The sequence below is a fragment of the Labrys sp. KB_33_2 genome, from assembly GCF_052114505.1.
GTDB lineage: Bacteria > Pseudomonadota > Alphaproteobacteria > Rhizobiales > Labraceae > Labrys.
Genome location: NZ_JBFREW010000010.1, coordinates 283,157 through 297,658, shown reverse-complemented (window position 1 = coordinate 297,658; position 14,502 = coordinate 283,157). Strand labels below are relative to the sequence as shown.

Genomic DNA, 14,502 nt, shown 5'->3' with positions numbered 1-14,502 from the left:
ATGTATACAAATAAAAATGGCGGCCAATGGCCGCCATTTTTGTCGTAGGTCGTGCGCGCCCTGGTCAGGCCGGTACTGGCGCATCCTCGCGCAGCAGGCCTTCGGCCTTGAGGTCGTCCCAGAGTGCCGCCGGGATCTTGGCGCCCATGATCTCGGCATTGCGCGTGACTTCCTGGGGCGATTGGCCGCCGGGAATGACGGAAACCACCTGGGGATGGCCGAGTGGAAATTTCAGCGCGGCCTCGACCAGCTTGACGTGGTGGGAGGCGCAGACCCGCTCGATCCGGGCAACCCGGTCAAGGATCGCAGGCGGCGCCGGATCGTAATTGTAGAAGGCGCCCGGGCGCGGCCCGGTCGCCAGGATGCCGGAATTGTAAGGGCCACCCAGCACGATGCCGATCTTCTTTTCCGCGCAATAGGGCAGGAAGCTGGTGAGGGCATCCTGTTCGAGCAAGGTGTAACGGCCGGCAAGCAGGAAGACGTCGAAATCACCGGCACGTGCCAGGGTTTCCGCCACCTGCCACTCGTTGATGCCGGCGCCGATCGCCTTGACCGTGCCCTCGCTGCGCAACTGTTCGAGCGCACGGTAGCCGCCCTCCATCAGTTCCTTGATGCGCTGGTCGGAGGCCTCTTTCGAGCCATGGGTGAAGATGTCGACGTCGTGGGCGAGCAGCAAGTCGATGGTATCGATGCCAAGGCGTTCGAGCGAGAACTCCACCGAGCGCATCACCCCGTCATAGGAATAGTCGTAGACCTGCTGGCGGGAGGGCGTGTCGAAGAACTTGCCGATGCCGGTGCGCTCTTCCGGCGGCACCGCCTTGAGCAGGCGTCCGATCTTGGTGGAGAGAACGTAGTCCTCGCGCTTGCGTCGGCGCAGCAGGGGATTGAGGCGCGTCTCGGCGAGGCCCAGGCCATAGAGCGGGGCGGTGTCGAAATAGCGGATGCCAGCATCCCAGGCCGCGTTGACGGTGAGGGCGGCGACATCCTCGTCGAGTGCCCGGTAGAGATTGCCGAGCGGAGCTGTACCAAAGCCGAGTTCGGTAAAGGGGATCACAGCGCCGGAACGGCTGGTGTGTTTGCGGATGGCGAATTTGCTGTCGGGCAATTTGTTGGTCATGGCCTCTCTCTTCACAGGTCTTCGAACAGTGTGGGATTTTCGGCGGCGAAGGCCACCAACTCCGTGATGACGGTATCGAGATGCGCTTCCATTGCCCTGGCGGCGGCATCGGCATCGCCGCCTCGCAGGGCTGAAACGATGGCCTGGTGGTCGACCAAAGTGAGGGCAATGTGCCGGGGCGAAGAAAGCAGGCGGCGCACGCGATCGAGATTGGCGCGGGCCGCCTCCACAGCCGCTTTGACGCGGGCAAAGCCGAGGGCATCGAGCAGAATGAGATGGAATTCGAGGTCGAGCAGGTGGAAGCCGCGCCGGTCGCCGGCCTCGGCAGCCGCCTGCTGGTAGCGCAGATTGCGCTCGAGTGCCGGCAGCAGCCTGTCGTCGTGATCGCGGGCCAGGCTGCGCACCGCCTGGGCCTCCAGGGCGCGGCGGATGAACATGCTCTGGCGCACTTCAGCCAGCCGGATTCGCGAGACGCGAGTGCCGCGCTGCGGCAGGATTTCCACCAGCCCCTCGGCCTGCAGGCGGGCCAGGGCCTCCGAGACCGGAAAACGCGACACGCCCAGCCTTTCGCAGATGGCAAGTTTGTCGATGTCCTCGCCCGGCGCGAGTTCGAAACCGATGATGGCTTCGCGCAAGACCGCCAGCACGCGCTCCGTCGTGCCGCCGCGGCCCGTCATGCCAAGCGGCTCGAGGAAGGCATAAGAGGCTTTGACGGTGACATCTGACATGCTAACATGTTAGCAATGGCTTTTGCCCTTGCCTAGAGCAAAGTGCGATTTGTCCAAAATCGCACTTTCTCTCCAACTCATTGTTCTGACGCGTTTTCTCAATCGGAAAGTCTATCAACTTTTCTGGAAAACGCTTTGGCACTTTTCACCTGGATTTCGTCATGCAGATCGTTGCCAAAACCGCCCGCACCTTGCGTCTCAATGCCAAGGACAATGTGCTTGTCGCCATCGACGTGATCGAGCCCGGGGCCGATGTCGAGGGCGTGGCGGCGCTGCAGCGCGTGCCCAAGGGCCACAAGATTGCCGTCGTGCCGATTGGCGAGGGCGAGCCGATCGTCAAGTTCGGCCAGATCATCGGGTTCGCCTCACAGGTGATCGTGCCGGGTTCCCACGTCCATTCGCACAATTGCGAGTTCCATGCCTTCGAGCGCGATTACGCCTTTGCACAGGACGCGCGTGAGGAATCGATCCTGCCGCTCGACCAGCAGGCAACCTTCCAGGGCTATCGCCGTCCCAACGGCAAGGCCGGCACGCGCAATTATGTCGCCATCCTGACCAGCGTGAACTGCTCGGCCTCGGTGGCCCGTTTCATGGCGGATGCCTTCAACCAGTCCGGCATCCTGGCCGATTATCCCAACATCGATGGCGTGGTGCCCTTCGTGCATGGCACCGGCTGCGGCATGGCCGACAGGGGCGAAGGCTTCGAGATCATGAAGCGCACGCAATGGGGCTACGCTTCCAATCCCAACATATCAGCCGTGCTGCTGGTGGGCCTGGGCTGCGAGGTGTTCCAGATCGGCCGTATGAAGACCGAGTATGGCATCGTCGAGGGCGACCATTTCCAGACGATGACGATCCAGGACACTGGCGGTACGCGCAAGACCATCGAGCAGGGCATGGAGCGCATCAAGGCGATGCTGCCGCTGGCCAACCAGGCCAAGCGCGAGACGATCCCAGCCTCCGAGCTGATCCTGGCGCTGCAATGCGGCGGCTCGGATGGCTATTCCGGCATCTCCGCCAATCCTGCCCTCGGTGCCGCCGCCGATATGCTGGTGCATCATGGCGGCACGGCCATCCTCTCCGAAACGCCGGAAATCTATGGCGCCGAGCACCTGCTCACCCGCCGCGCCGCGAGCCGCGAGGTCGGCGAGAAGCTGGTCGAGCGCATCAAGTGGTGGGAAGAGTATACAGCCAAGAACAACGGCTCGATGGACAACAACCCATCCCCCGGCAACAAGGCCGGCGGGTTGACCACCATTCTGGAAAAGTCTCTCGGCGCTGCGGCCAAGGGTGGTACGACCACGCTCACCGCCGTCTATGAATATGCCGAACCGGTGAAGGAGAAGGGCTTCGTCTTCATGGACACTCCCGGCTATGATCCCGTCTCGGCCACCGGGCAGGTCGCAGGCGGCGCCAACGTCCTTTGCTTCACCACCGGCCGCGGCTCGGCCTATGGCTGCAAGCCGACGCCCTCGATCAAGCTCGCCACCAATTCCGACATCTATCGCCGCATGCAGGACGACATGGACATCAATTGCGGCGATGTGCTGGAGGGCGTCTCGATCGAGGAGAAGGGCAAGGAGATCTTCGACAAGATCCTGGCTGTCGCCTCGGGCGAGAAGTCGAAGTCGGAAGAACTCGGCTACGGTTCCAACGAGTTCGTGCCCTGGCAGGTCGGCGCGACGATGTAACTTTCCGGATCGGGTCGGATTGTACATTGCTTGTCATTGCCGGGCTTGACCCGGCAATCCAGTGCCTCAGGCCGGCATCTGGCGGCCCCTGGATACCTGGGGCAAGCCCGGGTATGACAAATTCTGTGCCGTTCTCTCCTTAAAGACCATCTGCCATGCCCTTTATCTCCCATAACGGTCATCGTACCCACTATCAGACAGTCGGCGCGGGACCGCCCGTCATTCTGTTGCATGGGCATTTGCTGAGCTCGCAATGCTGGCTCGAAGGCGGCTTCGCTGAAGCGTTCCTGACTGATCACACGGTGGTGCTGGTGGATGCGCTCGGCCATGGCCAGAGCGACGGGCCGGCGGATCCGGCCGTTTATCGCCTGGAGGATCAGGCCGACAGGGTCGCGACCGTGATGGATGCCCTCGAAATCGAGAGCGCGGACGTCATCGGTCACTCGATGGGGGCGTGGACCGCGGCCGGCATGGCCAGGCACTGGCCCGATCGCCTGCAATCCCTGACGCTCGGCGGCTGGGACCCGGTGAAGGGCGTGTCGGCCGCCTTTCCTCCGGGCTTCGACGGACCATTGCATTTCGAACAGGCCCTCGAACTGGCGCGGGCCTTCGTGCCGCATCTGGTCTCGTGGGTGACGCCTGCGGATGAGCCGGGCCTGCGCGCGAGCTGGAATGCGCTCGCCGAAATGGACGGCCTAGCGGAGGCCTTGCTGTCCGGCCGAGCGCCGGTGCTGATGTGGTGCGGCCGCGACGATATTCGAGGGCGCCATATGAAGGTCTTCGCCGAGCGCCACGGCCTCGAGATGATCTGGACCGCGGGAAACCACAACAGCGTCGTCTACGAACACGCGCCGGAAGGGGCGCGAGCCATCAGGGCCTGGCTCAGGCCAGGTGGCTAGAACGCTTTGCTCTAGGACGCCCGCCGCTTCTCCGGCACGGCGAGAAAGGCCAGCAACGCGAGCGCCGCGATGATGGCGGCAGCAAAAAAGGGCGCGCCGGGCAATTCGATCACCGCCTGCTTGCCGGCAAACAGGCCGAAGAGCTGGGTCGCCATGGCCGGGCTCAGAATGGCGGTGATGCCCATCAGGCCGGAGATCGCGCCCTGCAATTCGCCCTGTGCATCGTCGTCGACCTGATGGGACATCATGGCGTTGATGGCGGGCATGGCGATGCCGGCAAGGCTCGAGAAGCCCAGCAGCGCGTAGATCATCCAGCCCTTGCTGGCCAGGCCGTAGGCGACCAGCACGACCGCCTCGAGCGCCAGACAGATCGCGGCGGTGCGCCATTCACCGAGGCGCCGGATGATGACGCCGACCAGACCACCCTGCACGATGCCGGTGATCACGCCGAAGGCCGCCAGCGACAGGCCGACATCGAACTCGCTCCAGCCATAGCGATAGATCGTGTAATAGGCCCAGATGGCCGGGTAGACGTTGTTGGCCAGGAAATGCAGGAACAGCACCAGGCCGGCGCCGAGCAGGAAGGGGTGGTGGCGAAAGGCGATCAGGGTGCCGAGCGGGTTGGCGCGGGAAAGCGCGAAGGGGCGGCGCTTTTCGGGTGCCAACGTCTCCGGCAGCACGAAATAGCCATAGACGAGGTTGGCGAGCGACAGGGCCGCCGCCGCGAAGAAGGGCGCGCGCGAGCCGAAACCGGCGAGCAGGCCGCCCAGTGCCGGGCCCAGCGCGAAGCCGACGCCGAAGGCGGCACCGACCATGCCGAAGGCCTTGGCGCGCTCCTCCGGCCTGGTGATGTCGGCGATGAAGGCATTCGCTGCGCTGTAGGAGGCGCCACAGATGCCGGCGATCAGCCGCCCGAGGAAGAGCCAGGCGATGGTCGGAGCGAAGGCGGTCAGCAGATAGTCGATGCCGAGGCCCCCGATGGAAAGCAGCAGCACCGGCCGCCGCCCATGCGCATCGGAGAGATTGCCGAGGATCGGGCCGAACAGGAACTGCATGGCCGAATAGGCCACGAACAACCAGCCGCCAATCACCGAAGCCTCCGCGATGTCGACATGCGCGACCCCCTCGATCAGGCGTGGCAGCACGGGAATGATGATGCCAAGGCCGATCATGTCGATCAGCACGGTGATAAGCACGAAGGTGAGGGCGTGGGGGCTGGTCTTCGATTCCGTCATGGGGCACCCTATCTGAAAAACCAGATCCTCCGCAGGTTGCTCTTCCAAGCAAATTCCTGCTGATCGAGCCACGGGAACTATCAGCAGGAATTCTGCTTAGCTGGCCGCAGCCGCGGCGTGCAATCCACGAGGCCGGAGACGGCGGGATTGGTTCTCACTTGGCGCAACCGCGCAACAATCGTAGAGAGGGCGCGATTGCGTCATTCTGCCCGCTGCGGCGGGGCCAGAGCGTTTTGTGATTTGGCGGAATCGCCAAGAATCGCAAAGACGCGTTGAAACAAAGATTTAGAGCAAAAAGACGTTTCCGTTTAAACGCGCTTTGCTCTTGGAATGAAGGAATAGAGGATGTCGACGGAATGGAGCGGAGATCTGACCACGGTGATCCCGCCGGATCACCCGCTGCGCGGACGCGTGGTGCCGCCGGGCTCCAAGTCGATCACCAACCGGGCCTTGCTGGTGGCGGCGCTGGCCAAGGGAACCAGCCGCCTGACCGGCGCGCTCAAGAGCGACGACACCCGTTACATGGCGCTGGCGCTACAGGCCATGGGCGTCACCGTCGAGGAGCCTGATGCGACCAGCTTCACCGTCACCAGTTCGGGCCGGCTGATGAAGCCGGCTGCGCCCCTCTTCCTCGGCAATGCCGGCACGGCCACCCGCTTCCTGGCCGCCGCGGCGGCCCTGGTCGAGGGCGATGTCGTGGTCGACGGCGATGCCCATATGCGCAAGCGCCCAATCGCGCCGTTGGTTGCTGCACTCGGCACCCTCGGTATCGCGGCCGAGGCGCCGACCGGCTGCCCGCCCGTCACCGTGCACGGCAAGGGCAGCTTCGGGGCAGGGCGGGTCGAGATCGATGCGGGGCTATCAAGCCAATATGTCTCCGCTTTGCTGATGGCGGCCGCCTGCGGCCAGGACCCTGTCGATATCGTGTTGGCAGGTGGGCGGGAAGGCGAGGAGATCGGTGCGCGCGGCTATATCGACCTGACCCTCGCCACCATGCGTGCTTTTGGTGCCGAGATCGATCGGCCCGACGCCCGGACCTGGCGGGTGTCGCCGACGGGCTATCGGGCTACCGACTATCTGATCGAGCCGGATGCCTCCGCCGCGACCTATCTATGGGCCGCCGAGGTGCTGACATCGGGCGCCATCGATCTTGGCGTGCCGGCTGAAGCCTTCACCCAGCCGGACGCCAAGGCCCATGCGCTGATCGCGGCCTTTCCGCATCTGCCGCCGGTGATCGATGGCTCTCAGATGCAGGACGCGGTGCCGACGCTTGCCGTGCTCGCCGCCTTCAACCAGACGCCCGTGCGCTTCACCGGCATCGCCAATCTGCGCGTCAAGGAATGCGACCGGGTGGCCGCGCTCGCCGACGGCCTGACCCGCATTCGTCCCGATCTCGCCAGAGAGGAGGGCGATGACCTCCTCGTTGCTTCCGATCCCGGGCTTATTGGCCAGACCCTGCCGGCTTCAATTGACAGCTACGCCGATCATCGCATCGCCATGAGTTTCGCGCTGGCAGGGCTGAAGATCCACGGCATCTCCATCCAGGATCCAGGTTGCGTCGCCAAGACCTATCCCGGCTACTGGCAGGCGTTGGCCTCGCTCGGGGTAAAGCTGGAGGAAAGCCACGCGTGAAGGCGCGCTGACCGGGGGCAGAGGCATGGCGACAACGGTTTCCCCCCCGGCCAAGCCCGGTATCGTCTGGTTTCGCGATGATTTGCGCCTGCGCGACAATCCCGCCTTGCATGCCGCCTGCCAGAGCGGGGCGCCGATCCTCTGCCTCTATATCCACGAACCCGCAGGGACGGGCCAGCGCCGGCCGGAGGGCGCGGCGCTCTGGTGGCTGCACGGGTCGCTCGTGGCGCTCGATGCGGCCCTGCGCGAAAAAGGCGGGCGATTGCATGTCCTCGCCGGCGCAGCCGAGGAGATCCTGAATACAATTGTAGACAAGGTCTCTGCCGGCGCCGTCTACTGGAACAGGCGCTATGATCCGGCTGGCCGGGATATCGATACGGGCATCAAGGCGGGGCTGCGGTCTCGCAGTGTCGAAGCCCACAGCTTCAACGGCTCCCTCTTGCGGGAGCCCTGGACGATCTCCTCCCAATCGGGTGGACCCTATCGCGTCTTCGGGGCCTTCTGGCGGGCCTTCCAACAGGGCACCGTCGAGCCGCCCTTGCCGGCACCGGCCGAGCCCACCTTTGCGCCGCTTGCCGAAGAAGTGGTTCAACGCTTCGGCTATCCAACCGCCCTCGAGCCCGATCCCCAGCGTCCCGATTGGGCCGTAGCGATGCGTGCGGACTGGACGCGCGGGGAAGCGGCAGGGCTCACCTGCCTGCAGGACTTTCTCGACGAGGATCTCGCCGGTTATGCCAACGATCGTGATCGTCTCGACGACAGGACGACGTCGCGGCTTTCGCCCTTTCTGCGCTTCGGCAATGTATCCGCGCGGCAACTTTGGCATGCGCTCTCGGCGCGCCAGCATGGCGGCATGACGGCCGGCGATCGCGACGTCGACAAGTTCAGGTCGGAACTCGGCTGGCGCGAGTTTTCCTATTCTCTGCTCTATCATTGCCCGTCCTTGCATGAGCGCAATCTTCAGCCGGATTTCGATGCGATGCCCTGGCGCCAGGACAGCGGAGATCTCGCCGCCTGGAAGCACGGCATGACCGGCTATCCCGTCGTTGACGCGGCCATGCGCCAGCTGTGGGCGACCGGGTGGATGCACAATCGCGCCCGCATGATCGTCGCCTCCTTCCTGGTCAAGCATCTGCTGATCGATTGGCGGGAAGGGGAGCGCTGGTTCTGGGAGACCTTGGTCGACGCCGATCCGGCCAATAATCCGGCGAGCTGGCAATGGGTGGCCGGATCGGGCGCTGACGCCGCACCCTATTTCCGTATCTTCAATCCGGTGACCCAGGGCGAGAAGTTCGATCCGGATGGAGTTTTCGTGAAGAGGTGGTTGCCGGAACTCGAGCGCCTGCCCGCTCCCTTCGTTCATCGGCCCTGGACCGCCTCGTCCGCGCAACTCGATGCGGCTGGCATCCGCCTCGGTAGGACCTATCCTCTTCCGATCGTCGATCACAAGGTTGCTCGCGAAAGGGCATTGGCGGCTTGGCGCTCGCTACGTGGATGATGTGCTGCGACGAAGAATAGGTGTTTTGTTTGATAGGCGGCACTGCCCCTCACCCTTACCCTCTTCCCGTAAAAACGGGGCGAGGGGGACTTCGATGGCACGTTTGAATGGAGATGGTCTTATCTCGCCCAGCCGAAGAGCCAGATGAGATCCTTGGTGATAAAATCGCAACGCTTGTGCCCCCCCTCGCCCCGTTTTTACGGGAAGAGGGTAAGGGTGAGGGGCTGCGCTGTGATATCGAAGGAATCATTCAATCCGCGGCCATCTTTGAGATGTCATGGCGAAGGCCGGAACCGCGGCCTGCAGTGACGTCGCAGCCCCTACCGCGATAGCGTTCTTGCCGCTAGGTTGAGGCCCGCTGAGTCTGAAGGGGGGATCCATGGCGGAGTTCAACAGCGCGGTCGCACTGGCCGAAGCGATCAGGAACGGCCGGGCATCCGCCCTCGAAGCGACCGAGGCCAGCCTTGCCCGATCGACTCTGGCGCAGCCAAGGATCAATTGCTTCACCGAGATCTATGCCGAAGAAGCACGCGAGCAGGCCGCCCGCATCGATGCCTTGCCTCTTGCCGAGCGCGCAGGCCAGGCCCTGTGCGGCGTGCCTGTTGGCATCAAGGATTTCACGCCTATCGCAGGCAAGCTGACGACCTTCGGCTCCAAGGTCTTCCGCGATCATGTCGCCGAGCATGATCCGGTGATCGTGCGTCGCCTGAAGGCGGCTGGTGCCGTCATCGTCGGTCACACCACCACACCCGAATTCGCCTATTCCGGCAACACCCAGAGCCACCTCTGGGGCATCACCCGCAATCCCTGGAATACCGAGCTCAGCGCGGGCGGCTCTTCCGGCGGCTCGGGGGCAGCGGTCGCGGCAGGCTGCGTGATGCTGGCCGAAGGCACCGACATGGGTGGTTCGGTGCGCATTCCCGCTTCGCTCTGCGGGGTAGTCGGATTGAAGCCGAGTTTCGGCCGCATCCCGATGGACATCCTGCGCACGCAATATGACACGCTCGCCCATTTCGGGCCGCTGGCGCGCTGCGTCGACGACGCGGCCCTGTTCCTGGCTGTCAGTGAGGGGCCTGACGATGCGGATGCCCTGTCGCTGCCGGCCTTGCCGCCGGCTTTTCCCGTCGCATCGTCGCCGACCCGGCCGCGCCTCGCCGTCTCGCTCGATCTCGACACCCATGCGATCTCGGACGAAGTCGCCGAGTTGTTCCATCGCCTGATCGACGATCTCGCTCGGTCCGGTGCCGAGATCACCTGGGTGAAGACACCGTTCAGCGTGCAGTCGGTGCTCGATTGGGAGGATCTGTGGGCCTACTGCTTTGCGGGCGATGTCGGCCATCTCCTGGAAGGGCATCGCGGCGATCTCGATCCGAACGTGGTCGCGCTGATCGAGGCGGGCCGCAAGCTCGATGCCGTCAAGCTGCGCGCCATCGAGCATCGGCGCACCGCTCTGTGGCGAGCCTTTGCCGAAGTGCTCAAGGGCTACGATGCCCTTCTGTGCCCGACGACCTGCACGACTGCGCCCTTCGCCGATCCTGCCCGGCGCGAGCGCGACGAGATCCTGCCCGACGGTCGCTTCAAATCGGTCGACATGACCGGCCATTTCAACCTGACCAGTTCCTGCCCCGTCATTTCCGTGCCGATGGGCCTCGGCGCCAGCGGCATGCCGGCCGGCGTGCAGATCGTTGGCCATCGGCATGATGATCGCGGCGTGCTGGCCTTGGCCAAATGGATCGAAGGCCTGCGGGCTCCCGCCTTCCCGCCGGCCGCCGTCTGACGCATCTCCGAAACGTTTTTCCCAAGAAAGCCCTTGAAGCCATCATGTGGACACCTCTGCCGGACCTTCCCACCCACAATCCGCCCAAGCCGCTGCATGGCGTGCGCGTGCTCGAACTCGCCCGCATCCTGGCGGGGCCCTGGGCCGGGCAGTTGCTTGCCGATCTTGGCGCCGAGGTCATCAAGGTGGAGCGGCCGGGGCAGGGCGACGACACCCGCACCTGGGGACCGCCCTTCATCACCACGGAGGATGGCGAGAATCTCGGTGCGGCCTATTTCCACTCCTGCAATCGTGGCAAGCGCTCGGTCGCCCTCAATTTCGAGACCGCCGAGGGGGCAGAGCAGGTCCGCGCCCTCGTGCGCGAGGCCGATGTCGTGCTCGAGAATTTCAAGGTCGGCGGGCTGAAGAAATATGGCCTCGACCATGAAAGCCTGAAGGCGATCAACCCACGCGTGATCACTTGCTCGGTCACGGGATTTGGACAAGATGGTCCATATGCCTCCAGGGCAGGTTACGACTTCATGATCCAGGGCATGGGTGGCATCATGGACCTGACCGGCGATCCAAACGGCGAGCCGCAGAAGATCGGCGTCGCCTTCGCGGATGTCTTCACCGGGGTCTATGCCGTGGTCGGTGTGCAGGCTGCCCTGCGCCGGCGCGAGATGACGGGTCTCGGAGGGCATGTCGACATGTCGCTGTTCGACGTCCAGCTCTCGGTACTCGCCAACCAGGCGATGAATTATCTGGCCTCCGGCAAGAGCCCCACCCGCATGGGTAATGCCCATCCCAACATCGTGCCCTATCAGGTGTTTCCGGCCAGCGACGGCCACCTCATCATCGCCTGTGGCAATGACAGCCAGTTCGTCAAGCTCTGCGGCGTGCTCAACATCCAGGATATCGCGGCCCATCCCGATTATCTCACCAACAAGGACCGGGTGCGTAACCGCGATACGCTGGCGGCCCTGATCGCCGGATTGACCGGGCGGCGGACGAGGGCGGACCTGTTGGCGTCTCTGGAAAAGGTCGGCGTGCCCGCCGGGCCGATCAATTCGGTTGCCGACGCTCTGCACGATGTGCAGGCCACCCATCGCGGCATGATCGTCGACCTGCCGCATGCCGGGGTGAAGGGGGGCTCCATTCCCTCCGTGCGCACGCCCATCCTGATCGACGGCGAGCCGATGGTGGCGCGGACCGCGAGCCCGGACCTACCGAAGGTGTAAGGGGCGCTTGCGGGGGGCAAAACACGGAGGGTCGATCTCCAGATCGACCCTCCGATTTCGCGCCTACCCCGTCACGATAGTACTCGCGAACGAGATGGCGGCTATCCCGAAAAAAGGCCGCCATGCGGCGGCCTCGTATGTCATCAACCGGAATTACCTCCGATACGCGCCGATGTCTTCAGGCGTAGACCTTGAAGCGGTCATTGTCGTTCATGAAGCTCTTCTCGGGCAGGGGCTGCTCGTTGGAGCCGAACGGCATCTGGGCGCGCAGCTTCCAGGACGTCGGCACATGCCATTCCTTCTGCACGGTCTCGTCGACCAGCGGTGCATAGTGCTGCAGGCTGGCGCCGATGCCATGCTCGGCCAGAGCCGTCCATACGGCGAACTGGGCCATGCCGCCCGACTGTTCGGACCAGACCGGGAAGTTGTCGGCGTAAAGCGGGAACTTCTCCTGCAGGCTCTTCACGACATCCTGGTCTTCGAAGAACAGCACGGTGCCGGCGCCGGCGCCGAAGGCATCCATCTTGCCCTCGGTCGAGGCGAAGCTGTCGGCGGGCACGATCTTGCGCAGGATCTCCTTGGTCAGGTGCCAGAACTTGTCGCTCTGCTTGCCGAACAGGATCACGGCGCGTGAGCTCTGCGAATTGAACGAGGAGGGCACATGCTTGATCACGTCCTGGATCAGCAGTGAAATCTCTTCCTGGCTCTTGGGCAATGTCTTGCCCAGGGCATATTGCGTGCGGCGGGTCTTGATATGGTCGATGAAGGTCTTGGACATGGGGAGTCTTCTCTATCTTCTCGACGGCGAGGAGGAGCCGTCATTTGCGGCAGGTTCTATCGCAGCTTTCCATGTCTCGAAAGAGACGCCGTGGAAATCACGATAATCTCGATGGTTAGATCCGAAAAAGTTGAGATGTCGTAGCGCTTGCATCGGAGAGCTGGTCGATTTTGCCAAAAGGCCAGACGGATCGCTTCGATCCGTCTGGCAGTTGGCGACGCAAGGCCGGGCTGGCCCGGCCTTCCTCCTCAGGCGGTCGCAACGGTTTTCCGGTTGTTGAGGACGGCGTCGACGCTGAGACTGCCGGCACCGAAGGCGACGACCTGCAGCAGGCCGCCAGCCATGGCGATGTTCTTGAAGAAGTGGATGAACTGGTTCATGTCGCCCAGATTGTTGTGGAAGAATGCGGCGGCGGCGACCGAGAACGCCGCCATGATGAGGGCGACAAGGCGGGTCTGGTAGCCGACGATCAGCAGCAGGCCGCCGATGAGCTCGACCACGATGGCGATAGCCACGCCGAGATAGGGCAGCGGCAGGCCGACGGTGGCGATGTAGCCGGCGGTGGCAGCAGGGGCCGTGAGTTTGCCGAAGCCGCTGAGAAGGAAGATGGCGGCGATCAGCACGCGGCCAAGGAGCGGGGTGTAACGAACGTCTGAGGACATGGGGGTTTCTCTTTTTTTAAGGAGGGGAGCGGAGGGGCCGCTCAGGCTTTGGTGTCGGTGAAGTGCGCGGTTTCCAGCGCCCTGGCCAGCGCATCCGTGGCACCCGAGGGGGCAAGGGACACGATATGGATCTTCGGCGGTGGCAGGACCTGCTCCTTGACTGGAGCGGAGAGACCGGCTTTGCGTCCGAACAGGCAATCCAACAGGCTGGTGATGAACATGGCGAGCACCTCATCTGAACTTGGCGCTGTTATCTCAGAGATTGATGTTCAAGAAAATCTGGATAATATAGACAATTAGGTTCGAGAAAATTGATATGTCTGATCCGCGCCCCACGCTTGACCAGCTTCAGGTCTTCCTTGCCATCGTCGAGGCCGGTAGCTTCGCCGGCGCGGCCCGCCAGCTCGGGCGTGCAACCTCGGTGGTCAGCTACACCATCGCCAATCTGGAAGCCCAGCTCGGTCTGGAGCTTTTCGATCGCGATTCCACCCGCAAGCCCCAATTGACCGAGGCGGGCAAGGCCATGCTGGCCGAAGCGCGCGTGGTGGCGCGGGGCGTGGGCAGCCTGATCGCCAAGGCCAAGGGCCTGACCTCGGGGTTGGAGGCGGAAGTCACGCTGACGGTCGACGTCATGCTGCCGCCCTGCGCCCTGGTGCGGGTACTGAACGCCTTCCAGGCGGAATTTCCCACCGTGTCACTGCGCCTGCATGTCGAGGCGCTCGGCGCCGTCACCCAGCATGTGCTCGACGGCATCGCCGATCTCGGCGTGGGCGGGCCCCTGTCGCGCGACATCATCGGCATCGAGAGGCGGGGCATCGGCTCGATCCGCCTGATCCCCGTGGCTGCTCCTTCCCATCCTCTGGCCAGCCTCGGTAGCGAGGAGGCCGATGTCCGGGCGCAGGAGCATGTACAACTCGTGCTGACGGACCGCTCCAAATTCACCGAAGGGCAGGAATTCGGCGTACTCAGCTCGAAGACGTGGCGCATCGCCGATCTCGGCGCCAAATTCATGCTGCTCCGCTCCGGCATCGGCTGGGGCAGCATGCCCGAGGACATGGTGAATGACGACATCGCCGCGGGTCGGCTCGTTCGTCTCGCCATGACGGGTTGGGATCGCAATCTCTATCCCCTGCAGAGCATCCGGCGCACGGATACGGCCCTCGGTCCTGCGGCGAGCTGGCTGCTTGCCAAGCTCAAGGCGGCGCTGGACGAGACCGGCCAGGCGCTTGCAGCTGCGCGTAGCGCGGCGTAGGCGCAAGGCACCG

13 protein-coding genes are annotated in these 14,502 nt (G+C 64.0%); 7 read left to right on the top strand and 6 right to left on the bottom strand.

Annotated features, from left to right (window positions below):
- Nucleotides 1-64: 64 nt before the first annotated feature.
- Together AB4037_RS19155 and AB4037_RS19150 are read right to left on the bottom strand one after the other, a co-directional pair.
- The gene (locus AB4037_RS19155; protein WP_441772585.1) at nucleotides 65-1,117 is read right to left on the bottom strand and encodes an aldo/keto reductase; all 1,053 of its coding nucleotides are present in this window, start codon (nucleotides 1,115-1,117) and stop codon (nucleotides 65-67) included.
- A gap of 11 nt (nucleotides 1,118-1,128) precedes the next feature.
- The gene (locus tag AB4037_RS19150) at nucleotides 1,129-1,845 is read right to left on the bottom strand and encodes a GntR family transcriptional regulator (RefSeq protein ID WP_441772584.1); all 717 of its coding nucleotides are present in this window, start codon (nucleotides 1,843-1,845) and stop codon (nucleotides 1,129-1,131) included.
- Between the two features lie 161 nt (nucleotides 1,846-2,006).
- Here AB4037_RS19150 and AB4037_RS19145 point away from each other — a divergent pair, with 161 nt between their 5' ends.
- Both AB4037_RS19145 and AB4037_RS19140 read left to right on the top strand, forming a co-directional pair.
- Nucleotides 2,007-3,536, top strand: coding sequence for a UxaA family hydrolase (locus AB4037_RS19145; RefSeq protein ID WP_441772583.1), 1,530 nt, complete (start codon nucleotides 2,007-2,009; stop codon nucleotides 3,534-3,536).
- 155 nt (nucleotides 3,537-3,691) lie between these two features.
- On the top strand, nucleotides 3,692-4,435 hold the full coding sequence (locus AB4037_RS19140) for an alpha/beta fold hydrolase (RefSeq protein ID WP_441772582.1): 744 nt from the start codon (nucleotides 3,692-3,694) through the stop codon (nucleotides 4,433-4,435).
- An 11-nt stretch (nucleotides 4,436-4,446) separates the two neighbouring features.
- Here AB4037_RS19140 and AB4037_RS19135 read toward each other — a convergent pair whose 3' ends face one another.
- On the bottom strand, nucleotides 4,447-5,670 hold the full coding sequence (locus tag AB4037_RS19135) for a TCR/Tet family MFS transporter (RefSeq protein WP_441772581.1): 1,224 nt from the start codon (nucleotides 5,668-5,670) through the stop codon (nucleotides 4,447-4,449).
- A gap of 345 nt (nucleotides 5,671-6,015) precedes the next feature.
- Here AB4037_RS19135 and AB4037_RS19130 point away from each other — a divergent pair, with 345 nt between their 5' ends.
- From AB4037_RS19130 to AB4037_RS19115, 4 genes are all read left to right on the top strand, one after another.
- The gene (locus tag AB4037_RS19130) at nucleotides 6,016-7,302 is read left to right on the top strand and encodes a 3-phosphoshikimate 1-carboxyvinyltransferase (RefSeq protein WP_441772580.1); all 1,287 of its coding nucleotides are present in this window, start codon (nucleotides 6,016-6,018) and stop codon (nucleotides 7,300-7,302) included.
- Nucleotides 7,303-7,327: 25 nt separating this feature from the next.
- Nucleotides 7,328-8,800, top strand: a complete 1,473-nt coding sequence (locus AB4037_RS19125) for a cryptochrome/photolyase family protein (RefSeq protein WP_441772579.1) — start codon at nucleotides 7,328-7,330, stop codon at nucleotides 8,798-8,800.
- Nucleotides 8,801-9,179: 379 nt separating this feature from the next.
- The gene (locus tag AB4037_RS19120) at nucleotides 9,180-10,577 is read left to right on the top strand and encodes an amidase (protein WP_441772578.1); all 1,398 of its coding nucleotides are present in this window, start codon (nucleotides 9,180-9,182) and stop codon (nucleotides 10,575-10,577) included.
- Between the two features lie 44 nt (nucleotides 10,578-10,621).
- Nucleotides 10,622-11,797, top strand: coding sequence for a CaiB/BaiF CoA transferase family protein (locus AB4037_RS19115; RefSeq protein WP_441772577.1), 1,176 nt, complete (start codon nucleotides 10,622-10,624; stop codon nucleotides 11,795-11,797).
- A gap of 178 nt (nucleotides 11,798-11,975) precedes the next feature.
- Here the strand turns inward: AB4037_RS19115 and AB4037_RS19110 are convergent, their stop codons facing one another.
- From AB4037_RS19110 to AB4037_RS19100, 3 genes are all read right to left on the bottom strand, one after another.
- On the bottom strand, nucleotides 11,976-12,575 hold the full coding sequence (locus AB4037_RS19110; protein ID WP_441772576.1) for a nitroreductase family protein: 600 nt from the start codon (nucleotides 12,573-12,575) through the stop codon (nucleotides 11,976-11,978).
- Between the two features lie 248 nt (nucleotides 12,576-12,823).
- Entirely contained in the window at nucleotides 12,824-13,237 is a 414-nt protein-coding gene (locus AB4037_RS19105) for a DoxX family protein (RefSeq protein WP_441772575.1), read from the bottom strand.
- 41 nt (nucleotides 13,238-13,278) lie between these two features.
- Entirely contained in the window at nucleotides 13,279-13,458 is a 180-nt protein-coding gene (locus AB4037_RS19100) for a hypothetical protein (protein ID WP_434955933.1), read from the bottom strand.
- Nucleotides 13,459-13,553: 95 nt separating this feature from the next.
- Here AB4037_RS19100 and AB4037_RS19095 point away from each other — a divergent pair, with 95 nt between their 5' ends.
- Nucleotides 13,554-14,489, top strand: a complete 936-nt coding sequence (locus AB4037_RS19095) for a LysR family transcriptional regulator (RefSeq protein WP_441772574.1) — start codon at nucleotides 13,554-13,556, stop codon at nucleotides 14,487-14,489.
- Nucleotides 14,490-14,502 lie beyond the last annotated feature (13 nt).